Genomic DNA, 24,453 nt, shown 5'->3' on the forward strand with positions numbered 1-24,453 from the left:
CCGAATGAGGAACAGGTCAGCACCCACGTTGCCGTTTCGGGGTCAGGCGGCGCGGGCGGCGGTGGAGGCGAAGCCGAGCCACGTGTGCCGGTTGCGCCACCAGCACCAGCCGACCTTGGGGGCGCCGCGCCGTGCTGCGCCGTCGCGGCCGGTGCCGTTCGAGATCCAGACGGCGGGCGTGCGGGCGTCGTAGGAGCCGTTCGCCCGGCGCAACCGGGACCCGATCGTCATGAAGCAGAGGTTCCGGGCGAGCACGTCGGGGGACTGCAGCACCCAGTGGATCCCCTCGGCGAGCGTGAGCGGGGTGCGTCCGCGCGCGGCGATCGCGGGCTCGGCCTCCTCGGGCGACCAGTTCGCCATCTCGTCGCCACGCTCGGGGGCGGTGACGGCGTAGACGTCGGCGTCGGGGACGTCGACGCCGGGCACGGGGGCGAAGTCGTCCACGTCGGTCATGTCGACCACGACGAACCCGTCGCGCTCGACGGGACGCCCGCGCACCGTGCTGCCCAGGCGCAGGTGCCCCGCGAGGGCCGACGGTGGCAGGAGCCGCGGGTGCACGACCAGCAGGGACCCGGCCGGCGCGGTGCGCGCGAGCGCGGCCGCGGCGGCGCGCAGAGCGGCGGGGGACAGCGGCTCGGGCGGCACGACGCCTCGCTCGACCAGCAGCTCGGCCTGGGCCGCCAACGAGGGCAGCGCGGGCGGCGCGGGGGTTGGCTCGACCAGCGGTCCGGAGGCGGCGGGCGAGGCGGCGGGCGGCGTCATGGGGCGTCCTTCCGGTCGGGGCAGGAGCACAACGGACGGCTGCCCGTCCTTGTTCCCGTCCGCCGTACGGGAATGGTCGTGACGGCGTCCGGGCCGGGACCTGACGCCGAGATATCTTGACGTCAAGATATATGGGCTATGCTGGCCAGGTGCCCGGCGTACGCTGGGCGGAGCCCCCCCAGAACCACGGCGTCGGAACCGTCGCGCCGCAGCGCGCACGGTGCCGGTGCCGGCCAGCCCCGCAGAAGGAGCCGCAGTGAGCAGCGTGGACACGTTCGGATCGAAGGGAACGCTGGAGGTCGGCGGGAAGGCCTACGAGATCTTCCGCCTCTCCGCCGTCGAGGGCGCCGAGCGCCTCCCGTACTCCCTGAAGATCCTCGCCGAGAACCTCCTGCGCACCGAGGACGGCGCCAACATCACGGCCGACCACGTGCGCGCCCTCGCGTCCTGGGACCCGGACGCCCAGCCCGACACGGAGATCCAGTTCACGCCCGCCCGCGTGATCATGCAGGACTTCACCGGCGTGCCCTGCGTCGTCGACCTCGCCACGATGCGCGAGGCCGTCGCGGAGCTCGGCGGCGACCCGAAGCGGATCAACCCGCTCGCGCCCGCCGAGATGGTCATCGACCACTCCGTGCAGATCGACGTCGCCGGCCGCGCGGACGCCTTCGCCCGCAACGTCGAGTTCGAGTACGAGCGCAACCACGAGCGCTACCAGTTCCTGCGCTGGGGCCAGACGGCGTTCGACGACTTCAAGGTCGTCCCCCCGGGCACCGGCATCGTGCACCAGGTCAACATCGAGTACCTGGCGCGCACGATCATGACGCGCGAGGTCACCGTGGACGGGCAGAGCGTGCTGCGCGCCTACCCCGACACCTGCGTCGGCACCGACTCGCACACCACGATGGTCAACGGCCTGGGCGTCCTGGGCTGGGGCGTCGGCGGCATCGAGGCCGAGGCGGCCATGCTCGGCCAGCCGGTGTCGATGCTCATCCCGCGCGTCGTCGGCTTCAAGCTGTCGGGCTCCATCCCCGCCGGCGTCACCGCGACCGACGTCGTGCTCACGATCACCCAGATGCTGCGCCAGCACGGCGTGGTCGGGAAGTTCGTCGAGTTCTACGGCGCCGGCGTCGCCCAGGTGCCGCTGGCCAACCGCGCCACCATCGGCAACATGAGCCCGGAGTTCGGCTCGACGGCCGCGATCTTCCCGATCGACGACGTCACCCTCGACTACCTGCGCCTCACCGGCCGCAGCGACGAGCAGCTGGCGCTCGTCGAGGCGTACGCCAAGGAGCAGGGCCTGTGGCTCGACCCGAGCTCGGAGTCCTACGTCGAGCCGAAGTTCTCGGAGTACCTGGAGCTCGACCTCGGCACCGTCGTGCCGTCGATCGCCGGCCCGAAGCGCCCGCAGGACCGCATCGAGCTCTCGCACGCCAAGGCCGCGTTCGCCCGCGACCTGCCGAACTACGCCCCCGAGGTCATCGACGCGGTGGACGAGGCCGAGAAGGAGTCCTTCCCGGCCTCCGACTCGCCGTCCACGCACGCCCAGGTGCGCCGCACCGTGCCCGTCACGGACAGCGAGGGCAAGGAGTTCGACCTCTTCCACGGCGCGGTCGCGATCGCCTCGATCACGTCGTGCACCAACACGTCGAACCCGTCGGTCATGCTCGCGGCGGCGCTGCTCGCCAAGAAGGCCGTCGAGAAGGGCCTCGTGTCGAAGCCCTGGGTCAAGACGTCGATGGCGCCGGGCTCGCAGGTCGTGACGAACTACTACGAGAAGGCCGGTCTCTGGCCCTACCTCGAGAAGCTCGGCTTCCACCTGGTCGGGTACGGCTGCGCCACGTGCATCGGCAACTCGGGCCCGCTGGACGAGAAGATCTCGGAGGCCGTCAACGAGCACGACCTCTCCGTCGTCTCGGTGCTGTCCGGCAACCGCAACTTCGAGGGCCGCATCAACCCCGACGTGAAGATGAACTACCTCGCGTCGCCGCCGCTGGTCATCGCCTACGCGCTCGCGGGCACCATGGAGTTCGACTTCGAGTCCGACCCGCTGGGTCGCGACGAGGCCGGCAACCCGGTGTTCCTCAAGGACATCTGGCCCTCCCCGGAGGAGGTCCAGGCCACGATCGACGCCTCGATCGACCGCGACATGTTCACCAAGGACTACGCGGACGTCTTCACGGGCGACGAGCGGTGGCGTGCGCTGGAGACGCCGGAGGGCGACACGTTCGCCTGGGACGGCGAGTCCACCTACGTGCGCAAGCCCCCGTACTTCGAGGGCATGGGCGCCGAGCCGTCGCCGGTCGCGGACATCGCCGGCGCTCGCGTGCTGGCGAAGCTGGGCGACTCGGTCACGACGGACCACATCTCGCCCGCCGGCTCCATCAAGGCGGACAGCCCGGCCGGCAAGTACCTGGCCGAGCACGGCGTGGGTCGTCGCGACTTCAACAGCTACGGCTCGCGCCGCGGCAACCACGAGGTCATGATCCGCGGCACGTTCGCGAACATCCGCCTCAAGAACCAGCTCCTGGACGGCGTCGAGGGCGGCTTCACGTTCAACTTCGTGAAGAACGCCCAGGACACCATCTACGACGCGGCGCAGGACTACGCGGCGCAGGGCACCCCGCTGGTCGTGCTCGGCGGCAAGGAGTACGGCTCCGGCTCGTCGCGCGACTGGGCCGCCAAGGGCACCGCGCTGCTGGGCGTCAAGGCCGTCATCACCGAGTCGTTCGAGCGCATCCACCGCTCGAACCTCATCGGCATGGGCGTGCTGCCGCTGCAGTTCCCGGCGGGCGAGAACGCCGACTCGCTGGGCCTCGACGGCACGGAGACGTTCGACATCGCGGGCATCACCGCGCTGAACGACGGCGCCACCCCGGAGACGGTCAAGGTCACCGCGACCAAGGCCGACGGCACGTCCGTCGAGTTCGACGCCGTGGTGCGCATCGACACGCCCGGTGAGGCGGACTACTACCGCAACGGCGGCATCCTGCAGTACGTGCTGCGCTCGCTCGTCGCCTGAGGCGGAGGTGCAGCGCAGGGTGAGAACCGAGGTACGAGGCACTCGCCCGTAGCGGAACCGCGGGCTCGGGCGACCACGAGAGTCGCCTGACGAGCCCCGCACCGACGGCGCCCCGTCCCTCCTGCGCGGAGGGGCAGGGCGCCGTCGTCGTCACGGGGTGACGGCGGGCAGGGGCGCCGTGACGTGCGCGACGACGGCCGCCACGACCGCCGGGTCGTCGAGCACCCGGTTGTGGCCGAGGCCGCGGGTGGTGAGGAGCGTGCTGCCCGGCACCGCCGCGTGCAGGAGGGGTGCACCCGTGGGCAGCGACATGCGGTCGTCGTCGTCCTGGACGAACAGCGTCGCGACGTGCTCCGGGACAGGGTGCGCGACGAGGTCGATCCGGGAGCGGACGTCGCGCACGTCGCCGGGGAAGGTGCGCTCGACGTGGTCGCAGAAGCGCTCGTGCAGCCCGGCGGGCATCCCGGCCAGGCGCAGGAACGACTCCGCGATCGCGTCGAAGCCCGTCATCGCGGCGACGGCGACGAAGCGGTCGACGGGCAGTCCGTCGGCCAGCGCGAGCCCGGCGGAGAGGGCGCCCAAGGAGTGGCCGACGACGGCTGTGAACGGGCCCTCGGCGTCGTGCACGGCGCGGATCGCCGCCAGGTGCTCGAGCGCGGACATGCGCCGACCGCCCGACTCTCCGTGGGCGACGCCGTCGAACGACACGACGCCCAGGCCGGCGGCCTCGAGGGACGTGACGAGGCCCGCGAACCGGGAGGCCCGGCTCCTCCAGCCGTGCACGAGGAGCACGGTGGGTGCCGCGCGGTCGCCCCACCGGTAGGTGGCGACGCGCTCGCCGCCGACGTCGACCGTGCCCCGGCGGGCGCGCTCGTGCACACCCCGGTCGGCCGGCCGGACCTCGGCCGGCGGGCCGACGTGCCAGAACGCCCGGGCGGCGACCCGGACCGCGAGCGGGGGAGCGAGGGCGGACAGCGCGCGCAGGCCGGTGCTGACGGGGGCGGGGACGTAGGGCACGACGACCTCCAGGCGGGCGGCAAACTATCTGTACGAACGTTCGCACAGTAACACTGAACGAACGGTCGTACACTCATCGGGTGACCACCGAGACGGAGACCGCCCCGACCGACCACCCCGCGGACGGCCGGCGCGTGCGCGGGGACCGGACGCGCCGCGCCGTCCTCGACCTCGCCGTCCAGGACGCGTCCGTCCGCGGGCTGGAGGCCCTGACGCTCGGCTCGCTCGCCGCACGCCTACCCGTCAACAAGAGCGGGATCGCCGGCCTGTTCGGCGGCAAGGAGGGGTTGCAGCTCGCCGCGGTGGAGCACGCCCGGGGCATGTTCGTCGAGGCCGTCGTCGAGCCCGCCCGGGAGGCGGCGCCGGGCCTGGCCCGGCTGTGGGCGCTCGTGACGCGCTGGTCGGAGTACTCCCGCCGGCGGGTCTTCGCAGGGGGCTGCTTCTTCCGCACGGCGGAGGTCGAGTTCGACACGCAGGACGGCGCGGTGCGCGACGCCGTCGTCGCCGCCCATCGCGACTGGACGTCCTACCTGCGCCGGCACGCGGAGCTCGCGGTGGAGGCCGGTGAGCTCGGGGGCGGCACCGACGTCGACCAGCTCGCCTTCGAGATCACGGCGATGCTGAACGCCGCCAACGACGGCTCGCTGCTGCTCGGTGACGACGCCGTCTACGACCGCGCGCTCGCGGCCGTGCGGGTCGCGCTCGAGTCCCGGGGCGCCGAGCCGACGGCCTTCGGCGTCCGCTGACGGCGTGGGTGGAGGGTCAGCGCGGCGCCGACGTCGCGTCCCCGCCCTCGCGCGCCCGCAGCCCGTACGTCCCCGCGGTGAGCGCGGTGTAGGACGCGCGGACGACCTCCTCCAGGACGTCGAGGTCCACCTGCGTGAGGTCCTTGAGGTAGAGGCACCCCACGCCGGACGTGTGCGGGCCGAGGCGTGCCAGCGCGTCGGTGTGCGCCCCCACGCCGTCGGAGAGGTAGACGACGCTCGCGGCCGCGCGCGGGGAGAAACCGGCCGCGGCGGCGTGGCCGGTCCGGCCGCTCGCGTACGCGTACCGGTACTCGCCGAAGCCGACGATCGACGCGCCGAACATCCGCGGGGGCTGCCCGGTCGCTCGCTCCATCAGGGCGAGCAGGGCCTCGGCGTCCCGTCGCCGCCCGGGCCGGGTCACCGCGGCGACGAATGCGCGCGGGTCGGCCTCGGTCCAGGTGGTCGGGGTGTCGCGGGCCATGGGCCCAGTGTGCCCGGCGCGGGTGCGCGCCGTCAGGCCGACTCGTCGAGGAGCGCCCCCAGGGCGTGGCGGCCGATCGGGACCATCCGCGGGTGCAGGTCCGGGTGGGCCAGCATGTTCGTCGCGTACAGCAGGGACCAGCCCGCCGCGCGCGCCCACGTCGCCTCGTCCCAGCCGTGTCCGCCGTTCGCGCGTGCCTGGATCTCGGCCCGGCAGGCCGTGCGGCCGGCGTCGTCGAAGCACAGCCACAGCACCCCCAGGTCGGAGGCCGGGTCGCCGGACGTCACGTCGCCCCAGTCGACGACGGCCGCCAGCCGGTCGGGCCGGCCGCCCTCGCCGCGGGCCACGACGAGGTTGGCGGGGTGCGGGTCGCCGTGCAGCCACACCCCGGGCCCGGTGTGGTCGAGAGCGTCGAGCGCCCGGTCCCAGAGGCGGCGGGCGGCGGCGCGAGCGCCGGGAGGGACGGCCGCGAGGCGCTCGTCGAGGGCCCGCGGGTCCAGGGCCTCCGCCCGCTCCCGCAGCGGCACGCCGCGCACCGGGTTGGGCGGCGCGTCGTCCGGGGCGGGTGCGTGCACGGCGGCGAGCAGGCGGCCGAAGGCACCCGCCCACGGGGTGCGGTCCGCGACCGGCGTGGTCTCGGCGCCGAGGCCGTCCACCCAGGGCACGACGCTCCACGACCAGGGGTAGCCGAGCGCCGGGCTCGGGCGCCCGACGCGGACCGGCACGGGCACGGCGACGTCGGGCGCGGCCGCGCGGAGCCTGGCGGCCAGGGCGGGCAGCGCCCGCTGCTCGTGCTCGACGAGGGGTGCGGCCAGGGCGCGCCGCGGCAGCCGGACCGCCAGGTCGTCACCGAGCCGCACCATGACGTTGTCCCAGCCGTGCGCGACGATCTCCAGCGGACCGTCGGCCAGGTCGGGGTGCTGCTCGGAGAGCAGCGCGCGGGTCAGCGGGACGTCGACGTCGATCTCGGCGGCAGGCACGCGGGCATCATCCCAGGCGAGGGTGCCGACGTCGGTGGCTCACAGCTCGCGCTCGCGGCCGCGGTCCCACGGCTCGGTCCACCCCAGGCGCTCGAAGGCGGCGTCGAGGATGCCCGCGGTGAACCCCCACACCAGGTGCGGCACGCCGTCGCCGTCGAGCACCTCGAACCCCGGGCCGCGCCAGGTGCGCCCGGCGCGCCGCAGCACGGTCGTGACGCGGTGGTCGGGGTCGAGCAGGTCGGCCACGGGCGCGCGGAAGACGTGCGACGACTCCGCGACGTCGACCACCCGCACCGGGGTGGGCCGGGCCCACCAGCCGAGCACCGGGGTCACGAGGTGGTTGCTCACGGGCATCGGCAGCTGCGCGAGGGTGCCGAGCACCTCGACGCCGCCCGCGTCGAGCCCCGTCTCCTCGACGGCCTCGCGCAGGGCGGCGTCCACGGGCGTCTCGCCGTCCTCGGCGCGCCCGCCGGGGAACGCGACCTGCCCGGCGTGCGACCGCAGAGTCGCGGCCCGCTCCAGGAGCAGGACGTCGAGGTCCTGGGCGACCGCGAGGGCCTGGGCGTCGTGGTCGGCGGCGAGGTCGTCCAGCACGCCGAACAGCACCAGCACGGCCGCCGGGCGGGCGGACGCGGCGTCGAGGTCGCCGCGCGACAGCCCCCAGTCGGACAGGAACCGCCGGTCCGCCGCCAGGGCGGCGAGCTGCGCGCGCGCCGCGGCCGCCCCCGCGCCCGCCCCGTCGTCGGCCCCGGTGCTGGATCCCGTGTTCGGTCCGGTGCTGGATCCCGTGCTCAACGCCGGCTCACCAGCTCGTCGCGACCGGCATGCCCTCGGCGTAGCCGGCGGCGGACTGCACGCCTACCAGAGCACGCTCGTGGAACTCCCCGAGCGTGCGCGCCCCCGCGTACGTGCAGCTGGAGCGCAGGCCCGAGGTGATCTCGTCGAGCAGGTCCTCGACGCCGGGGCGCAGCGGGTCGAGGTACATCTTCCCGGTGGAGATGCCCTCCTCGTACAGCGCCTTGCGCGCGCGGCCGAAGGCCGAGCCCGCCCCGGCGGTCCGCGCGGCCACGGCGCGGGCGGACGCCATGCCGAAGGAGTCCTTGTACAGGCGGCCCGTGCCGTCGTCGTGCAGGTCGCCCGGCGACTCGTACGTGCCGGCGAACCACGACCCGATCATCACCTGCGACGCCCCCGCGGCCAGCGCCAGCGCGACGTCGCGCGGGTGGCGCACGCCGCCGTCGGCCCACACGTGCTTGCCGAGCTCGCGCGCGGCGGCCGCGCACTCGAGCACGGCGGAGAACTGGGGGCGGCCCACGGCGGTCTGCATGCGCGTGGTGCACATGGCGCCCGGCCCGACCCCGACCTTGAGGATGTCGGCGCCGGCGGCCACGAGGTCGCGCACGCCGGCGGCGGTCACGACGTTGCCCGCGACGACGGGCACCTGCGGGTCGACGGAACGCACCGCCTCCAGGGCCTGCAGCATCTTCGACTGGTGGCCGTGCGCGGTGTCGACGACCAGCACGTCCACGCCCGCGTCGAGCAGCTCGCGCGTCTTGGCCGCGACGTCGCCGTTGATGCCGACGGCGGCGCCGACGCGCAGGCGGCCCGCGGCGTCGAGCGCCGGCCGGTACACCGACGAGCGCACCGCGCCCTTGCGCGTCAGGACACCCGCGAGGACGCCGTCGCGCACGACGGGCGCGAGGTGGATCTTCGCGGCGTGCATGCGCTCGAACGTGGCCTCGAGGCCCTCCGCGTCGATCGCCGCGGCGTCGAGCATGACGACGTCGTCCGACATGACCTGGTGCACCTGGGCGAACCGGTCGACGGCGGCGCAGTCGCCCTCGGTGACGACGCCGACGGGCTTGCCGTCGGCCACGACCACGGCCGCGGCGTGCGCGCGCTTGCCCAGCAGCGTCAGGACGGTGGAGACGGTGTCGGTGGGCGCCACGACGACGGGCGTCTCGATGACCGGGTCCTTGGACTTCACGTCAGCGACGACGTCGGCGACGACGTCGACCGGGATGTCCTGGGGGAGGATCGCGATCCCGCCACGGCGGGCGACCGTCTCGGACATCCGCCGGCCGGCGACGGCCGTCATGTTCGCCACGACGACCGGGATCGTCGTCCCGGTACCGTCGTCGGTCGCGAGGTCGACGTCGAAGCGGCTGGTCACGTCCGAGCGGGACGGGACCATGAACACGTCGCCGTAGGTGAGGTCGGTGGTGGGCTGCTGCCCGTCGAGAAAGCGCACAGGTGTCCCCTGAGAGATGTGCCGGAAGAGGACGAGCTTCCTGGGTCGTCCGTCTGCCGAACGCTCGCCGGCGGTCACGTGTTCCCGTCGGCGAGTCGAAACTACCGTGTGCGGGCCGACCTCGCGGAGCGCCTATTGTTGTGTGGTTATGAACGGGGAGGAACGCATGAGCCTGCTGAGCAGCATCGGCTCGCCCGAGGACGTCCGCCGGCTCTCGCCGGAGCAGACGACGCAGCTCGCGGCGGAGATCCGGGCCTTCCTGGTCGACCAGGTGTCGCGCACGGGCGGGCACCTGGGGCCGAACCTGGGCGTCGTCGAGCTGACGATCGCCCTGCACCGGGTGTTCGCGTCGCCGCGGGACACGCTCGTCTTCGACACGGGCCACCAGGCGTACGTGCACAAGCTCCTCACGGGCCGCCAGGACTTCTCCGCGCTGCGCAAGGCGGGCGGCATGTCCGGCTACCCCTCGCGGGCCGAGTCCGAGCACGACGTCGTCGAGAACTCGCACGCGTCCACGGCCCTGTCGTGGGCGGACGGCGTCGCCAAGGCGAACGCCGTGCAGGGCCACCCCGAGCGCCACGTGGCCGCCGTCATCGGCGACGGCGCCCTGACCGGCGGCATGGCCTGGGAGGCGCTGAACAACATCGCCGCGTCGCAGGACCGCCGCCTCGTCATCGTCGTCAACGACAACGGGCGGTCCTACTCGCCGACCATCGGCGGGGTCGCGAACCACCTCGACACCCTGCGCACCACCCGCGGCTACGAGGCCTTCCTCTCGTGGGGCAAGCGCACGCTGCACCGCACCGGAGCCCCCGGCCGCTTCGCCTACGACTGGCTGCACGGGCTGAAGAAGGGCCTCAAGGACGTCGTGGCGCCCCAGGGCATGTTCGAGGACCTCGGTCTCAAGTACGTCGGCCCGGTCGACGGGCACGACGTGACGGCGATGGAGCACGCGCTGCGCCGGGCCAAGGCGTACGGCGGGCCCGTGATCGTGCACGCCATCACGGAGAAGGGCCGCGGGTACACGCCGGCCGAGCAGGACGTCGCCGACCGGTTCCACGCCGTCGGGCAGATCCACCCGGAGACGGGCCTGCCGGTGGCGCCCTCGCGGTTCGGCTGGACCAAGGTCTTCGCGGACGAGATCGTGAAGATCGGCCACGACCGGCCGGACGTCGTCGCGATCACCGCCGCCATGCTGCACCCCGTGGGGCTCGCGCCGTTCGCGCAGGAGTTCCCGGAGCGCACGTTCGACGTCGGCATCGCCGAGCAGCACGCCGCGACCTCGGCGGCCGGCATGGCGTTCGCCGGGCTGCACCCCGTGGTGGCGGTCTACGCCACCTTCCTCAACCGCGCCTTCGACCAGGTGCTCATGGACGCGGCGCTGCACAAGGCCGGCATCACGTTCGTCCTGGACCGCGCGGGCATCACCGGCGACGACGGCGCCAGCCACAACGGCATGTGGGACATGGCGATGCTGCGCATCGTGCCGGGCCTGCGGCTGGCCGCGCCGCGCGACGAGCCGACCCTGCGCTCGGCGCTGCGCGCCGCCGTCGACGTCGACGACGCGCCGACCGTGGTGCGCTACCCCAAGGGGGCGCTCGCCGACGCGATCCCGGCCCTCGAGGGGCTGGACGGCGTCGACGTCGTCGCCCGGCACACGCCCGGCGCGACCTCGGGCACGGGCCCGGACGCGCGCAAGGTCCTCGTCGTCGGCGTCGGGTCGATGGTGGGCACGGCGCTCGCCGCGGGGGAGTCCCTCGCCGCGCACGGCCTGGCGGTGGACGTCGTGGCGCCCACGTGGGTGCTGCCGGTGCCGGAGGCGCTGGTCAAGCTCGCCGGCGAGCACGACCTCGTGCTGACCCTCGAGGACGGCGTCGTCGACGGCGGCGTCGGCGCCATGACCGCGCAGCGGGCGGGGGAGCAGGGCGTGCGCACGCCGTTCGTGCACGTCGGGCTGCCGACCCGGTTCCTGGACCACGCCAGCCGGGAGCAGATCCTCACCCAGCAGCGGATGCGCGCCGAGGACGCCGTGCGCGACGCGCTCGCCGCGCTCGCGCGCGGCTGACGCGAGACGGACGGACCCGGGCGGCCGGCGGCCGCTAGCCTCGCGGGCATGATCTGGCTGCTCGACCTGGACAACACGCTGGTGGGCCGCGCCGAGGCGTTCGAGGCGTGGGCGTCGGGGGAGGTGCGACGCGCGGGCGGCGGGGCCGACGACCTCGCAGCCGTCCTCGCGGCCGACGAAAGCGGGCACGGCTCGAAGGCGGCCCTCGCGCGCGTGCTCATCGACCGCCTCGGCTGGGACGACGACGTGCCGGCCGGGATCGAGCGGTTCCGGGCGGGCATCCTCGAGCGGGTGCGCCCGTACGACGGGGTCGTCGACACCCTCCGGGCGCTGCGCGCTGCCGGGCACCCGGTGGCGGTCGTCACGAACGGGGCCTCCGCGCAGCAGCGCGGCAAGCTCGCACGGTGCGGCCTGGACGCGCACGCGGACGCGATCGTGGTGTCCGAGGAGGAGGGCGTCGCCAAGCCCGACCCGCTCCTGCTGGAGATCGCCCTCGACCGGCTCGGGCTCCCCGACGCCGACCGCCGCGACGTCTGGATGGTCGGCGACGCCGGGCACGCCGACGTCGCGGCAGGTCACGCCGCCGGCACGCGGACGGCGTGGGTCTCGCACGGGCGGTCGTGGGACGGCCCGGACCGGCCCGACGTCGTCGCGCCGACGACGCGCGAGGCGATCTCGCTCGCGCTCTCGACGCCGGGAGCCGTCCGCCGCTGATCCTCTTGCGGAGCCCTGCCGCGGGGCCGGTCCGGGTCCCAGGACGGAGCGCGCGATCGGGGGTGTCTGCGACATCACAGCCCTTCGGCATCGCTTGTGAAGGCTTTCACGAATACGATGTGGTCATACCTCAGAAGGAGGGGGCTCCCTATGACCACCGACGCGGCACCCACCACGACCACCGCCTGGGCGGGCTTCGCCCCGGGACCGTGGTGCGACGGCATCGACGTGCGCGACTTCATCCAGCGCAACTACACCCCGTACACGGGTGACGACGCGTTCCTCGCCGGGCCGACGGCGCGCACCACCGCCGTGTGGGAGAAGCTCTCGGCGATGTTCCCGGCCGAGCGCGAGAAGGGCGTCTACGGCGTCGACTCGCACACCCCCGCGGCGATCACCGCGCACGGCCCCGGCTACATCGACCGCGACGCGGAGCTGATCGTCGGCCTGCAGACCGACGCCCCGCTCAAGCGCGCGATCATGCCGAACGGCGGGTGGCGCATGGTCGAGGGCGCGCTGAAGACGTACGGCTACCCGGTGGACGAGAACCTCAAGAAGGTGTTCTCCGAGTACCGCAAGACGCACAACCAGGGCGTCTTCGACGTCTACCCGCCGAACGTCCGCGCCGCGCGCAGCTCCCACATCATCACCGGCCTGCCCGACGCGTACGGGCGCGGCAGGATCATCGGCGACTACCGCCGCGTGGCCCTGTACGGCGTCGACCAGCTCGTCGCCGCGAAGAAGGTCGACAAGCTCGGCCTCGACGTCCAGCCGTTCAGCGAGACCGTGGTCCGCGAGCGGGAGGAGCACGCGGAGCAGATCCGCGCGCTCGGCGAGCTCAAGGAGATGGCCGCGTCCTACGGGTACGACATCTCCGGCCCGGCGACGACGGCCCGCGAGGCCGTCCAGTGGCTGTACTTCGGCTACCTCGCCGCCGTGAAGGAGCAGAACGGCGCAGCGATGTCGCTCGGGCGCACGTCGACGTTCCTCGACGTGTACATCGAGCGGGACCTGGCCGCCGGGCGCCTCACCGAGCCCGAGGCGCAGGAGATCATCGACGACTTCGTCATCAAGCTGCGGATCGTGCGCTTCCTGCGCACCCCGGAGTACGACGCCCTCTTCTCCGGCGACCCCACCTGGGTCACCGAGACCATCGGCGGCATGGGCGAGGACGGCCGCCCGCTCGTCACCAAGAACTCGTTCCGCTTCCTGCAGACGCTGTACAACCTGGGCCCGGCCCCCGAGCCGAACATGACGGTCTTCTGGAGCGCTCGCCTGCCCGAGGGGTTCAAGGAGTTCTGCGCCAAGGTGTCGATCGACACGTCCGCGGTGCAGTACGAGTCGGACGAGCAGATCCGCCCCGCCTGGGGCGACGACGCGGCCATCGCGTGCTGCGTCTCGCCGATGGCGGTCGGCAAGCAGATGCAGTTCTTCGGCGCTCGCGTGAACCTCGCCAAGGCGCTGCTGTACGCGATCAACGGCGGCAAGGACGAGGTCACCGGCAAGCAGGTCTCGCCGGCGTTCCCCGCCGTCGCCCCGGGCCTGCCGCTCGACTACGACGACGTCCGCGCCCGCTTCGACCGCACCATGGACTGGCTCGCCGAGACGTACGTCGAGGCGCTCAACTGCATCCACTGGTCGCACGACAAGTACGCGTACGAGCGGCTCGAGATGGCCCTGCACGACCGGGACGTGCTGCGCACCATGGCCTGCGGCATCGCGGGGCTGTCGGTCGCGGCGGACTCCCTGTCGGCGATCCGCTACGCCAGGGTGATCCCGGTGGCCGACGAGAACGGCGTCGTCGTGGACTACGAGATCGACGGCGACTACCCGGCCTACGGCAACGACGACGACCGCGTCGACGCCATCGCCGTGGAGCTGGTCGAGTCGTTCATGGCGAAGATCCGCAGCCACCGGATGTACCGCGACGCGGTGCCGACCCAGTCGGTGCTGACCATCACGTCCAACGTGGTCTACGGCAAGGCCACCGGGAACACCCCGGACGGCCGCCGCGCGGGCGAGCCCTTCTCGCCGGGCGCCAACCCGATGAACGGCCGCGACACGCACGGCATGCTCGCCTCGGCGCTGTCCGTCGCGAAGCTGCCCTACGACCAGGCGCAGGACGGGATCTCGCTGACCAACACGGTCGTGCCGTCCGGCCTCGGCCGCACCCGCGAGGAGCAGGTGACCAACCTGGCCGGCCTGCTCGACGCCTCGGTGGGCGGCGACGGCTACCACATGAACGTCAACGTCCTCGTGCGCGAGACGCTCGAGGACGCGATGGAGCACCCGGAGAACTACCCGCAGCTCACGATCCGCGTCTCCGGCTACGCGGTGAACTTCGTGCGGCTGACCCGCGAGCAGCAGCTGGACGTGCTGTCGCGGACCTTCCACGGGGGGCTCTGACCATGACTGCCGGCCCGGTGTTGCTGGACGCCCCCTCCCGGCGCCGGGCCGGCGCCGGCCTGCGGGGGATCGAGACGGTCGACACGCAGGAGGTGGGGCGGTCCGACCGGCTGTCCCTGATGCGCTCCGGGGAGCTCGGCTCCGTCCACTCCTGGGAGCTCGTGACGGCCGTCGACGGCCCCGGCACGCGGCTGACGGTGTTCCTCAGCGGGTGCCCGCTGCGGTGCCTGTACTGCCACAACCCCGACACGCTCGCGATGAAGGACGGCGAGCCGGTCCTCGCCGACGACCTGCTGGCCCGCGTGGCCCGCTACCGCGGCATCTTCACCGCGACCGGCGGGGGGCTCACGCTCTCGGGCGGCGAGGTGCTCATGCAGCCCGCGTTCGCCGCCCGGGTCCTGCGCGGCGCGAAGGAGCTCGGGGTGCACACCACCCTCGACACCTCCGGCTTCCTGGGCGCGAACGCGACCGACGCGATGCTGGAGGACACCGACCTGGTGCTGCTCGACATCAAGGCGGGCGACGAGGAGACCTACCGGCGCGTGACCGGGCGGTCCCTGGCGCCCACGCTGCGCTTCGGGCGCCGCCTCGCCGAGCGCGGCGTCAAGGTCTGGGTGCGTTTCGTCCTGGTGCCCGGCCTCACCGACGACCCCGAGAACGTCGCCGCCGTCGCCCGGCACGCGGCCGACATCGAGGCCGTGCGACCCGGCACGGTCGAGCGCGTCGAGGTGCTCCCGTTCCACCAGATGGCGCGGGACAAGTGGGCGGAGCTGGGCCGCACCTACGAGCTCGGCGACACCGAGCCGCCCACGCCCGAGGCGACCGAGGGCGTGCGCGACGTCTTCCGCGCCCACGGCCTGACGACGTACTGACGCCCGCCGGGTCGTGCCGGTCCTGCCCGGGCCGCGCGACCGCGCGCCGTCGTCGCTAGCGTGGCGCCATGACGACGACGCCGGACGGCTCCCCGCTGCACCCCCTCGACGAGACCTGGGCGACGGCGCTCGCGGTGGTCGCCCACCCCGACGACATGGAGTTCGGGGCGGCGGCCGCCGTCGCGCGCTGGACGGGACAGGGCAAGCGCGTCGTCTACACCATGGTCACCAGCGGTGAGGCGGGGATCGACGGCATGCACCCGGACGAGGCGCGCCGCGTGCGCGAGGCCGAGCAGGTCGCCTCCGCCCGGGCGGTGGGCGTCGACGACGTCGAGTTCCTCGGCTTCGCGGACGGGGTGATCGAGTACGGGCTGCCGCTGCGCCGCGCGATCGCGGGCGCCGTCCGCCGGCACCGGCCCGAGGTCGTCATCACCGGCAACTACCGCGAGACCTTCCCCGGCGGGATGCTCAACCAGGCCGACCACATCGCCACCGGGCGTGCCGTCGTGGACGCCGTGCGCGACGCCGGCAACCGGTGGGTGTTCCCCGACCAGCTGGAGGACGACGGGCTGGAGCCGTGGGGCGGCGTGCGGCAGGTGTGGGTCGCCGGGTCGCCCGGCGCCGGGCACGCGGTCGACGTCACCGCGACGTTCGACGCCGGGGTCGCCTCCCTGCGGGCACACGCCGCCTACCTCGACGGGCTCGGGTGGGAGCACTTCGACCCCGCCGAGTTCCTCGCCCGGATGACCTCGGCCACCGGCCCGCGCCTCGGCGTGGAGCACGCGACGGCGTTCGAGGTGCTGAAGATGGGCTGGGACGACTAGCCGCCCCCGGCGCCCGCCGCTCAGGCGTGCGTGGCCGCGACCGCCCGGTCCACGACCTGGCGCAGGTCGCCGTCGGCGGCGGAGCGCCACGCACGCTGGCGGGCCGCGCCGTCCCCCGACGCCCAGAGGCGGCCGAGCAGCTCGGTGACGGCGTCCAGGTCACCGGCGTCGACCAGCGCGTCGCGCACGTGCGCGACCAGCTGCCCGACGACGTCGTGCGCTCCCGCGGGGCGCCACGTGTGCGGGGACAGGAGGTCGTCCGAGAGCCCCGAGCGTCCCGCGCGCCACGCCGCGGTCCGCAGCAGCTCCGTGCGGAGCACCGGGGCGGGCACGCCCTCCGCCGCCTCGCGGGCCGCCGTCTCGACGAGCCCGCGCGCCAGCGCGCCCAGGAGGGTGGCGGTGTCCGCGTCGAGGCAGACGTCGGCGATGCGCACCTCGACCGTGGGGTAGCGGGCCGACAGCCGGGCGTCGAAGTAGACCATGTTCTCGTCGAGGATCGTGCCGGTGGCGACCAGGGCGTCGACCGCCTCGTGGTACGCCTCGGGCGACCCGAACGCCCGCGCCGGCCCCGACGTGGGCCAGCGCGCCCACACCTGCGAGCGATAGCTCGCGAACCCGGAGTCCTCGCCCTGCCAGAACGGCGAGTTGGCGCTCAGCGCCAGCAGCACGGACAGCCAGGGGCCGATCCGGTCGAGCACGGCCACGCCCTCGGCGTCGTCGGCGACCGCGACGTGCACGTGGCAGCCGCTGGTGAGCTGTTCGCGGGCGGTGAGGCCGAACCTGGCCCGCGCCTCCAGGTACCGCAGCCGCGCCACGGTCGTGCCCTCGAACGGCCACGGCGAGGTGGCCAGGGCGGCGACGCGCGCGCCGACCCGGTCCGCCGCCGTCTGCGCGCGCTTGCGCCCGGCCCGGATCTCGTCGGCGAGCGCGGACAGGTCGCGGCGCGGGTGCGTGGCGGTCTCGAGCTGCTCCTCCATGAACTCGGCCTCGAGCTCCCCGCCGGCCGTGGTCGTCCCCTGCTCGGGCGGGCGAGGGCCGCCGTCCGCCGCCTCGTCCGCCTCGTCGGACGCGTCCAGCGCCTCCGACGCCTTCGCGACCGGTCGCCCGTCGTCGCCCACGAGGAGGAACTCCTCCTCGACACCCATGGTCCGCTTCATGCGGGGAAGTGTCACACGCGCCTGCGACCGTCGCCGGGTCCCGCGCCCGCGTGCCTCGGCGGGGTCGAGGACGTCACGATCCCCGAGGGTCGCCCTCCCTCCTACCGAGGCCGTCGTGCCGCCCGTGGATATCCTGAGGGCGACCCCGCGGCCGGTCGCGAAGGAGCACCCGGATGACCGTCAGAGGCACGGACTTCGACGGCGCGCTGGACCGCGCCGTGCACCACGCCCGGGCGTGGCTCGACGGGGTGGGGGAGCGGCCCGTGCCGCCCCGCGCCGACGCCGACGCCGTCGGGCGGACGCTCGACGGGCCGCTGCCCGACCAGGGGACCGCGCCCGCGGGCGTGGTCGACGAGCTCGCCGCACGGGTCGAGCCCGGGCTGATGGCGATCGGGTCGGGCAGGTTCTTCGGCTGGGTCATGGGCGGCACCCTCCCCGCGGCGCTCGGCGCCGACTGGCTCGTGAGCGCCTGGGACCAGAACGCGGGGATGCGCTTCTCGACGCCGGGCGTCGTCGCGGTCGAGGAGGCGGCGGCCCGGTGGGTGCTCGACGCCCTCGGCCTGCCGGCAGGCTCCGACGTGGGCTTCGTGACGGGCGCGACGACGGCGAACCTCACGGGGCTGGCCGCGGCGCGCGGTGCGGTGCTCGGCCGCGCCGGATGGGACGTCCACGCGCGCGGTCTGACGGGCGGGCCGGCGGTCCGCGTGCTGGTGGGCGCCGAGCGGCACGACTCCGTCGACCTCGCGCTGCGCTACCTCGGGCTCGGTGCGCCGACGGTGGTGGCGGCCGACGACCAGGGCCGGGTGCGCACGGACGCGCTGGCCGCCGCTCTCGCCGAGGGGCCGCCGGGGACGCCGACGATCGTGGCCCTGCAGGCGGGCAACGTGCACTCCGGGTCCTTCGACCCCTTCGAGGAGGCGGTCCCGCTCGCGCACGAGCACGGCGCCTGGGTGCACGTCGACGGGGCGTTCGGCCTCTGGGCGGCCGCGGCACCGGGCCTCGCCCACCTCGTGCGCGGGATCGAGGGCGCCGACTCCTGGGCCACCGACGCGCACAAGACGCTGAACGTGCCCTACGACTGCGGCATCGCCGTCGTGGCAGACCCCGCCTCCGTCCGCGCGGCGTTCGGCGTGCACACGGCGTACCTCGTGGACGCGCCCGGCCCCGGCAACCCCTACGACAAGGCGCCCGAGCTCTCCCGGCGTGCCCGGGGCGTGCCCACGTGGGCGGCGCTGCGCTCGCTCGGCCGGCACGGCCTGGCGGAGCTCGTCGGCGGGCTGGCGGAGCGCGCCCGCGCGATCGCCGAGGGCGTGGCGCGCATCGACGGCGTGCGGGTGGTCAACGACGTCGTCTACACCCAGGTGTGTCTCGCGCTCGACGACGACGCCCGGACGCGCGCCGCGGGCGAGCGGCTCCTCGCCGGCGGTGACACCTGGATCTCCGGCTCGCGGTGGCGCGACCGGGACGTCCTGCGCGTCTCGGTGAGCAACTGGTCCACCGACGAGGACGACGTCGCGAGGACGGTGGAGGCGGTCCGGCGCGCCGTGGGCGCGAGGTAGCGGCCGCCCGCCGACGCCGGTGGCCCGGTCCCCGCGGGGACCGGGCCACCGGTGCATCGTGAGCCGTGCGGCTCGGGTCTCCGAGGAGGGCGTGTCAGGCGACGGCCTCGGGGACGTTGGCGACGCCGTCGGGCAGGATCCGCCGGCCGAGGACCTGCGCCGAGTACCCGGCGCGGTCGAGGTACGGCGTGATCCCGCCGGTGTGGAAGCCCCACCCGGCGCCGAGGATCATGCAGAGGTCGATCTGCGGCGGCCCCGCGACCACGCCCTCGTCGAGCATGTGGCCGACCTCGACGGTCAGGGCGGTGAGGACGGAGTCGAGCACGCCGGCCGCGTCCAGCACGGGGGTGCCGTGGCGGCCCTCGGAGCCCGCGGGGAGGGCGTCGCCGAAGACGGCCTGGATCTGCGGGTCGACGGGCTTGGGCAGACCCGGGGCCGGCCGGTCCAGGACGACGCGCGTGCCGTCGGCGACGAGCTTCTCCAGGCCGGGCGAGGTCGGGAAGCGGTCGCCCAGGTCCTCGCGCAGCGACGTGAGCACGTGCAGGCCCACCGCGGGGCCGACGAGGTCGAACAGCTCGAACGTGGGCATCGGGAAGCCGAGCGGCGCGAGCGCGGTGTCCGCGACCTCGACGGAGGTGCCGTTCTCGATCGCCTCGACGACCTTGCCCATGACGAGCACGAGCAGGCGGTTGACGACGAAGCCCGGCCGGTCGGCGACGAGCACGGCCGTCTTGCGCAGCTTCTTCGTGATGGCGAACGCCGTCGCGAGGGCCTCGTCGGAGGTCTCCGTGGCCTGCACCACCTCGACCAGGGGCATCTGGGCCACCGGGTTGAAGAAGTGGATGCCCACCACGCGCTCGGGGTGCTGCAGGTCGGCGGCCATCTCCGTGACCGACAGGGCCGACGTGTTCGTCGCGAGGATCGTCTCGGGGGGGACGATGCCCTCGAGCTCGGCGAAGACCTTCTTCTTCAGGCCCATGACCTCGGTGACGGCCTCGATCACCACGTCGCAGGTGGCGAACTCGCCGATCTCGGTGGTGCCGGAGACGCTCGCGACGATCCGCGCGGCGGCCTCGGGCGTCATGCGGCCGCGACCGACGAGCTTCTCGACCGTGGAGCGGACGAAGCCGAGGCCCTTCTCGACGCGCTCGGTGTCGAGGTCGCGCATGACCACCGGCACGCCGAGGCGCTGCGCGACGAGCAGCGCGATCTGCGCGGCCATGAGGCCGGCGCCGACGATGCCCACGCGGGTCACGGGCCGGGCGAGGCTCTTGTCGGGGGCGCCGACGGGCTTCTTGCCGCCCGAGACGAGCTGGAAGGCGTAGACGCTGGCCCGCATCTCGTCGGACATGATGAGGTCGGCCAGCGCCTGGTCCTCGGCGGCGAAGGCCTCCTCGCGCGTCGAGGTGCGCGCGGCGGCGAGCAGGTCGAGCGCACGGTACGGCGCGGGGCGCGAGCCGGCCACGACGGCGTCGAGCCGCTGGCGCGTGGCGGCCACGACGGCGTCCCACACGGGCTGCGGGTCGAGCTCGCGGCGCGGCACCTCGACCTCGCCGCGCAGCACGCGGGCGGCCCACAGGATCGACTGCTCGAGGAAGTCGGCCGCCTCGAAGAGCTGGTCCACGAGGCCCACCTGCGCGGCCTCGGCGGCCTTGAAGGGCTTCTGGGCCGCGGGCCGGGTGAGGATGACGTCGACGGCCTTCTCGATGCCCACGAGGCGCGGCACGAGGTAGGCGCCGCCCCAGCCGGGGATGAGGCCGAGGCCGGTCTCGGGCAGGCCGAGCGCGGGCGCGTCGGAGGACACGGTGCGGTAGTCGCAGTTCAGCGCGACCTCGAGGCCGCCGCCCAGCGCGAGCCCGTTGACGAAAGCGAAGGTCGGCACGCCCATGGTGTGCAGCAGCTCGTAGGCGGCGTGGCCGGAGCGGCCGAGCTCGAGCGCCTGCTCGTGCGAGGTGACGGTCGAGACCTGCAGCAGGTCCGCGCCCGCGGCCAGGAAGTACGGCTTGCCGGTGACGGCGACGGCGGCGATCTCGCCGCGGCCGGCGCGCTCCTGGAGCGCGGTGAGCGCGGCGGTGAGCTCGGCCATGCCCTCGGGGCCCAGGGTGTTGGGCTTGGTGTGGTCGAGGCCGTTGTCGAGGGTGACGAGCGCGAGGGTGCCCGCGCCGCCGGGGAGCTCGACGTCGCGGACGCGGGAGTGCGTGACGCGCTCGGCGCGGACGCCGGAGGTGTTCTCGGTCGTGTTCGAGGGCATGGGTCAGTTCTCCTCGTCCGTCGCGGAGGTCGCGGTGGTGTGGCCGGAGTAGTCGGCGTGGTGCGGGTTCTCCCAGATCACGGTGCCGCCCTGGCCCAGGCCGACGCACATGGTGGTGATGCCGTACCGGACCTCGGGGTGCTGCGCGAACTGGTGCGCGAGCTGGGCCATGAGCCGCACGCCCGAGCTGGCCAGCGGGTGGCCCATGGCGATGGCGCCGCCGTAGGGGTTGACGCGCTCGTCGTCGTCGGCGATGCCGTAGTGGTCGAGGAAGCTCAGCACCTGCACGGCGAAGGCCTCGTTGATCTCGAACAGGCCGATGTCGTCGATGGTCAGGCCGGCCTGCGCGAGCGCCTTGTCGGTGGCCGGGACGGGGCCGTAGCCCATGATCGACGGGTCGACGCCGGCGAACGCGGAGGAGACGAGGCGCATGGCGACCGGCAGGCCCAGCTCGGCGGCGGTGTCGCCGGAGGCGAGCAGCGCGGCGGTCGCGCCGTCGGTCAGCGGGGACGCGTTGCCCGCCGTGACGCGGCCGCCCGGGCGGAACGGCGTCTTGAGGTTCGCGATGCCCTCGACGGTGGTGCCGGGTCGCGGCAGCTCGTCGGCGGTGGCGAGGCCCCAGCCCTGCTCGGTGGAGCGGACGGCGACCGGGACGAGCTCGGGCCCGACGTCGCCGTTCGCCACGGCCTTGGCGTACTTGGCCTGGCTGTTCACGGCGTAGGCGTCCGCGCGCTCCTTGGTGAGGTGCGGGAACTTGTCGTGCAGGTTCTCCGCCGTGACGCCCATGTTGAGCGCCTCCGGGTCCACCAGCTTCTCCGACAGGAAACGCGGGTTCGGGTCCGCGTCGAAGCCCATCGGGTGGCGGCCCATGTGCTCCACGCCGCCCGCGATCACGACGTCGGCGCTGCCGGTCGCGATGCCGGCGGCGGTGGTCGTGACGGCGGTCATGGCGCCCGCGCACATGCGGTCGATGGCGAAGCCGGGCACCGTCTGGGGGAGGCCGGCGAGCATCCCCACGGTGCGGCCGAGGGTCAGGCCCTGGTCGCCCTGCTGGGTGGTGGCGGCGATCGCCACCTCGTCCACGCGCTCGCCCGGCAGCTCGGGGTGACGGCGCAGCAGCTCGCGCACGGCCTTGACGACGAGGTCGTCGGCGCGGGTCTCCGCGTAGAGGCTGTCGGGCCGGGCCTTGCCGAACGGCGTGCGCACGCCCTCGACGAAGACGACGTCGCGCAGCGCGCGGCGGGCCGGGTTCCGTGTGGTCATGGAAGCTCCATCCGCAGGCGGGGGTCGGGACTTCGGCGTCCGACGAGCGACGCCGCTCTCGGGCGACGACCCGGTAGGGCCGGCGCCGAGGTACACGCTACCGCGAGTACCGGGAACCAGGATAGACCACTTTGAGACCCCGTCTCACCCGACCTGTCAGGACGTGCGCAGGGCAACCGCGCGCTGGTCCTGACAGGTCGGGGGTCAGACGAGCGTGGAGAAGGCGTCCTCGAGGGGCGTCGCGACCAGCTCGACCTGCCACGGCCGCGCGCCGCGTCCCCGCAGGAACTCCGCGATCTCGGCCGATCGCGCCGGGTCCGGCGGCGTCCAGCACAGGCGGCGCAGGGCGTCCGGCTGCAGCAGGTTCTCGACGGGCACGTGCAGGTCGCCGGACATCGTGGCGAGGAGCTCGCGGGCGCTCGTGAGGCGGCGCGCTGCGACGGGGTCTCGGTCGGCCCAGGTGCGCGGCTGCGGAGGGCCGTCGGTGCGCGGGCCGCGCTGGCTGGGCAGGCGGTCGTCGGGCAGGGCGAGGGCCTCGTCGATCGCCCGCTGCCACGCGGGGGCACGACGCCGGGTGGCCTTGCCCGCGAACTCGGGCAGGGCGGTGAGCTGCGGCACGGTGCGGGGCAGGGCGCGGGCGGCCGCGACGATGGCGCGGTCGGGCAGGACCCGGCCGGGGGAGACGTCGCGCGCCCGGGCGCTCGCGTCGCGCGCCTGCCAGAGGCTGCGCACGACGGCGAGCTGGCGGCGGTCGCGCAGCGTGTGCGTGCCGGACGTGCGCCGCCACGGGTCGACGCGGGGAGCGGGCGGAGGGGCGGTGCGCTCGGCCTCGAACTCCTGGGCGGCCCACTCCGCCTTGCCGTCCGCCTCGAGCCGCTCGGCGAGGCGGTCGCGCAGGTCGACCAGGACCTCGACGTCGAGGGCGGCGTAGCGCAGCCAGTCCTCCGGGAGGGGGCGGGTGGACCAGTCGACGGCCGAGTGCTCCTTGGCCAGGCCCAGGCCGAGCAGCTCGGCGACGACCGCGGCGAGCCCCACGCGCTCCAGGCCGAGCAGGCGCGCGGCGAGCTCGGTGTCGAAGACCCGCGCCGGGCGCAGCCCGTGCTCGGCGAGCCCCGGCAGGTCCTGCGAGGCGGCGTGCAGCACCCACTCGGCCTCGCCCACGGCCTCGCCGATCGCCGACAGGTCCGGCAGCGCCACCGGGTCGAGCAGCGCGGTGCCGGCGCCCTCGCGCCGCAGCTGGACCAGGTAGGTGGCCTGGCCGTACCGGTAGCCCGAGGCGCGCTCGGCGTCGGCGGCGACGGGGCCGGTGCCGGCCGCGAACCGCTCGACCACGCGGTCGAGGGCGGCCGGGGTGTCGACGACGCGCCCGACGCCGTCCGCGGGCTCGGTGAGCGGGACGACGTCGGTGGCGGTCGGGGGGACTGCTGAGCTCATGGGCCCACGGTATGCGGTCGCGACCCGGGGCGCGGGTGCCCGCGGCCGCCCGAGCGGCCGGCGAGGGAGGCGACGCCGTCGGGCAGCGGGGGCAGGCCACCGGCCGTCGCCATGAGATCGCCCCAGACGGCGAGATGGGCGCCGAGGTCGGTGTCGGTCGGCGTCCACGACGCGCGGATCTCGAGGTCGACGGCGTCCGGCGTGGCACCGAGCGCACCGAAGCTCTGGGAGAGCACCCGCGTCACCGTGCCGCCGGTCGCCAGGGCCTCGACGCCCGCGGCGGCGAGCGACTCCGTCACCCAGGTCCACGCGACGTCGGCGAGCAGCGGGTCGGCCGCGAGCTCGGGCTCGAGCGTGGCGCGCACCAGCGTGACCACGCGGAACGTGCCTTGCCACGTCTCCTGGCCGTCGGGGTCGTGCAGCACGACGAACCGGCCGGTGGCGACCTCCTCGCCCCCCGGCTCGGTGACCTCGCCCTCGAGGGCCACGGAGTACGGGGCGACGCGCGTCGGCCCTGGGATCTCGGCGAGGTGGACCTCGGCGCGCAGCCGCTGCTCGCGCAGGGACGCCAGCGCGGCAGCGAAGGGGGCGGGCACCTGCCTGGGATCCTGCCGAGGGTCCCGCGTCGAGTCGCCCGAGCGATCACCGG

At 74.5% G+C, this 24,453-nt stretch carries 19 protein-coding genes; 8 read left to right on the plus strand and 11 right to left on the minus strand.

The features are described 5' to 3' along the window. Positions 1 to 42 precede the first annotated feature (42 nt). Positions 43 to 762 (minus strand): DUF5701 family protein, encoded by a 720-nt coding sequence (locus tag ACH436_RS02720; protein WP_430558633.1) that lies wholly within the window; start codon positions 760 to 762, stop codon positions 43 to 45. A gap of 256 nt (positions 763 to 1,018) precedes the next feature. Here ACH436_RS02720 and acnA point away from each other — a divergent pair, with 256 nt between their 5' ends. Further along, positions 1,019 to 3,784, plus strand: a complete 2,766-nt coding sequence (acnA, locus tag ACH436_RS02725; protein ID WP_430558634.1) for an aconitate hydratase AcnA — start codon at positions 1,019 to 1,021, stop codon at positions 3,782 to 3,784. A gap of 150 nt (positions 3,785 to 3,934) precedes the next feature. Here acnA and ACH436_RS02730 read toward each other — a convergent pair whose 3' ends face one another. Then, positions 3,935 to 4,801 (minus strand): alpha/beta fold hydrolase, encoded by an 867-nt coding sequence (locus ACH436_RS02730; RefSeq protein WP_430558635.1) that lies wholly within the window; start codon positions 4,799 to 4,801, stop codon positions 3,935 to 3,937. Positions 4,802 to 4,881: 80 nt separating this feature from the next. On the opposite strand from ACH436_RS02730, the gene ACH436_RS02735 reads away from it, so the two are divergent. Then, positions 4,882 to 5,547 carry a TetR/AcrR family transcriptional regulator gene (locus tag ACH436_RS02735; RefSeq protein WP_430558636.1) on the plus strand — a complete coding sequence of 222 codons (666 nt, stop codon included), beginning with the start codon at positions 4,882 to 4,884 and terminating at the stop codon, positions 5,545 to 5,547. Between the two features lie 16 nt (positions 5,548 to 5,563). Here the strand turns inward: ACH436_RS02735 and ACH436_RS02740 are convergent, their stop codons facing one another. From ACH436_RS02740 to ACH436_RS02755, 4 genes are all read right to left on the minus strand, one after another. Next, positions 5,564 to 6,028 carry a DUF1801 domain-containing protein gene (locus ACH436_RS02740; protein ID WP_430558637.1) on the minus strand — a complete coding sequence of 155 codons (465 nt, stop codon included), beginning with the start codon at positions 6,026 to 6,028 and terminating at the stop codon, positions 5,564 to 5,566. Positions 6,029 to 6,060: 32 nt separating this feature from the next. Beyond that, a complete protein-coding gene (locus tag ACH436_RS02745) occupies positions 6,061 to 7,008 on the minus strand; it encodes an aminoglycoside phosphotransferase family protein (protein ID WP_430558638.1) in 948 nt (315 codons plus the stop codon). 39 nt (positions 7,009 to 7,047) lie between these two features. Next, the gene (locus tag ACH436_RS02750; RefSeq protein WP_430559139.1) at positions 7,048 to 7,701 is read right to left on the minus strand and encodes an NUDIX hydrolase; all 654 of its coding nucleotides are present in this window, start codon (positions 7,699 to 7,701) and stop codon (positions 7,048 to 7,050) included. 109 nt (positions 7,702 to 7,810) lie between these two features. Further along, positions 7,811 to 9,259 (minus strand): GuaB1 family IMP dehydrogenase-related protein, encoded by a 1,449-nt coding sequence (locus ACH436_RS02755; RefSeq protein ID WP_430558639.1) that lies wholly within the window; start codon positions 9,257 to 9,259, stop codon positions 7,811 to 7,813. A 166-nt stretch (positions 9,260 to 9,425) separates the two neighbouring features. On the opposite strand from ACH436_RS02755, the gene dxs reads away from it, so the two are divergent. The 5 genes from dxs to ACH436_RS02780 all read left to right on the plus strand — a co-directional run bounded on the left by dxs (position 9,426) and on the right by ACH436_RS02780 (position 16,140). Further along, a complete protein-coding gene (gene dxs, locus ACH436_RS02760) occupies positions 9,426 to 11,324 on the plus strand; it encodes a 1-deoxy-D-xylulose-5-phosphate synthase (RefSeq protein WP_430558640.1) in 1,899 nt (632 codons plus the stop codon). A 48-nt stretch (positions 11,325 to 11,372) separates the two neighbouring features. Beyond that, complete coding sequence (locus tag ACH436_RS02765) at positions 11,373 to 12,038, plus strand: HAD family hydrolase (RefSeq protein WP_430558641.1); 666 nt, start codon at positions 11,373 to 11,375, stop codon at positions 12,036 to 12,038. Between the two features lie 150 nt (positions 12,039 to 12,188). Further along, positions 12,189 to 14,444, plus strand: coding sequence for a formate C-acetyltransferase (gene pflB, locus ACH436_RS02770; protein WP_430558642.1), 2,256 nt, complete (start codon positions 12,189 to 12,191; stop codon positions 14,442 to 14,444). A gap of 2 nt (positions 14,445 to 14,446) precedes the next feature. Then, positions 14,447 to 15,316, plus strand: a complete 870-nt coding sequence (pflA, locus tag ACH436_RS02775) for a pyruvate formate-lyase-activating protein (RefSeq protein WP_430558643.1) — start codon at positions 14,447 to 14,449, stop codon at positions 15,314 to 15,316. Positions 15,317 to 15,384: 68 nt separating this feature from the next. Next, the gene (locus ACH436_RS02780; protein ID WP_430558644.1) at positions 15,385 to 16,140 is read left to right on the plus strand and encodes a PIG-L deacetylase family protein; all 756 of its coding nucleotides are present in this window, start codon (positions 15,385 to 15,387) and stop codon (positions 16,138 to 16,140) included. Positions 16,141 to 16,160: 20 nt separating this feature from the next. Here the strand turns inward: ACH436_RS02780 and ACH436_RS02785 are convergent, their stop codons facing one another. Next, entirely contained in the window at positions 16,161 to 17,297 is a 1,137-nt protein-coding gene (locus ACH436_RS02785) for a glutamate--cysteine ligase (protein ID WP_430558645.1), read from the minus strand. 173 nt (positions 17,298 to 17,470) lie between these two features. Here ACH436_RS02785 and ACH436_RS02790 point away from each other — a divergent pair, with 173 nt between their 5' ends. Further along, complete coding sequence (locus ACH436_RS02790; protein WP_430558646.1) at positions 17,471 to 18,856, plus strand: pyridoxal phosphate-dependent decarboxylase family protein; 1,386 nt, start codon at positions 17,471 to 17,473, stop codon at positions 18,854 to 18,856. 94 nt (positions 18,857 to 18,950) lie between these two features. Here the strand turns inward: ACH436_RS02790 and ACH436_RS02795 are convergent, their stop codons facing one another. The 4 genes from ACH436_RS02795 to ACH436_RS02810 all read right to left on the minus strand — a co-directional run bounded on the left by ACH436_RS02795 (position 18,951) and on the right by ACH436_RS02810 (position 24,400). Then, entirely contained in the window at positions 18,951 to 21,107 is a 2,157-nt protein-coding gene (locus ACH436_RS02795) for a 3-hydroxyacyl-CoA dehydrogenase NAD-binding domain-containing protein (protein WP_430558647.1), read from the minus strand. Between the two features lie 3 nt (positions 21,108 to 21,110). Further along, positions 21,111 to 22,370: a thiolase family protein gene (locus ACH436_RS02800; protein ID WP_430558648.1), complete on the minus strand. Its 1,260-nt coding sequence runs from the start codon at positions 22,368 to 22,370 to the stop codon at positions 21,111 to 21,113. A gap of 204 nt (positions 22,371 to 22,574) precedes the next feature. Continuing rightward, positions 22,575 to 23,804: an HRDC domain-containing protein gene (locus ACH436_RS02805; protein ID WP_430558649.1), complete on the minus strand. Its 1,230-nt coding sequence runs from the start codon at positions 23,802 to 23,804 to the stop codon at positions 22,575 to 22,577. Continuing rightward, positions 23,801 to 24,400: a DUF3000 domain-containing protein gene (locus tag ACH436_RS02810; RefSeq protein WP_430558650.1), complete on the minus strand. Its 600-nt coding sequence runs from the start codon at positions 24,398 to 24,400 to the stop codon at positions 23,801 to 23,803. The genes ACH436_RS02805 and ACH436_RS02810 overlap by 4 nt, the downstream gene beginning before the upstream one ends. Between the last annotated feature and the right edge of the window lie 53 nt (positions 24,401 to 24,453).

Source organism: Isoptericola sp. NPDC019693 (assembly GCF_044389085.1).
Lineage (GTDB): Bacteria > Actinomycetota > Actinomycetes > Actinomycetales > Cellulomonadaceae > Isoptericola.

Bases quoted from the DNA above. Each gene is read 5' to 3' on its own strand.
- ACH436_RS02720 (WP_430558633.1), bottom strand. From the start codon at position 762: ATGACGCCGCCCGCCGCCTCGCCCGCCGCCTCCGGACCGCTGGTCGAG.
- ACH436_RS02740 (WP_430558637.1), bottom strand. From the start codon at position 6,028: ATGGCCCGCGACACCCCGACCACCTGGACCGAGGCCGACCCGCGCGCA.
- dxs (WP_430558640.1), top strand. From the start codon at position 9,426: ATGAGCCTGCTGAGCAGCATCGGCTCGCCCGAGGACGTCCGCCGGCTC.
- ACH436_RS02765 (WP_430558641.1), top strand. From the start codon at position 11,373: ATGATCTGGCTGCTCGACCTGGACAACACGCTGGTGGGCCGCGCCGAG.
- pflB (WP_430558642.1), top strand. From the start codon at position 12,189: ATGACCACCGACGCGGCACCCACCACGACCACCGCCTGGGCGGGCTTC.
- pflA (WP_430558643.1), top strand. From the start codon at position 14,447: ATGACTGCCGGCCCGGTGTTGCTGGACGCCCCCTCCCGGCGCCGGGCC.
- ACH436_RS02780 (WP_430558644.1), top strand. From the start codon at position 15,385: ATGACGACGACGCCGGACGGCTCCCCGCTGCACCCCCTCGACGAGACC.
- ACH436_RS02785 (WP_430558645.1), bottom strand. From the start codon at position 17,297: ATGAAGCGGACCATGGGTGTCGAGGAGGAGTTCCTCCTCGTGGGCGAC.
- ACH436_RS02790 (WP_430558646.1), top strand. From the start codon at position 17,471: ATGACCGTCAGAGGCACGGACTTCGACGGCGCGCTGGACCGCGCCGTG.
- ACH436_RS02795 (WP_430558647.1), bottom strand. From the start codon at position 21,107: ATGCCCTCGAACACGACCGAGAACACCTCCGGCGTCCGCGCCGAGCGC.
- ACH436_RS02800 (WP_430558648.1), bottom strand. From the start codon at position 22,370: ATGACCACACGGAACCCGGCCCGCCGCGCGCTGCGCGACGTCGTCTTC.
- ACH436_RS02805 (WP_430558649.1), bottom strand. From the start codon at position 23,804: ATGAGCTCAGCAGTCCCCCCGACCGCCACCGACGTCGTCCCGCTCACC.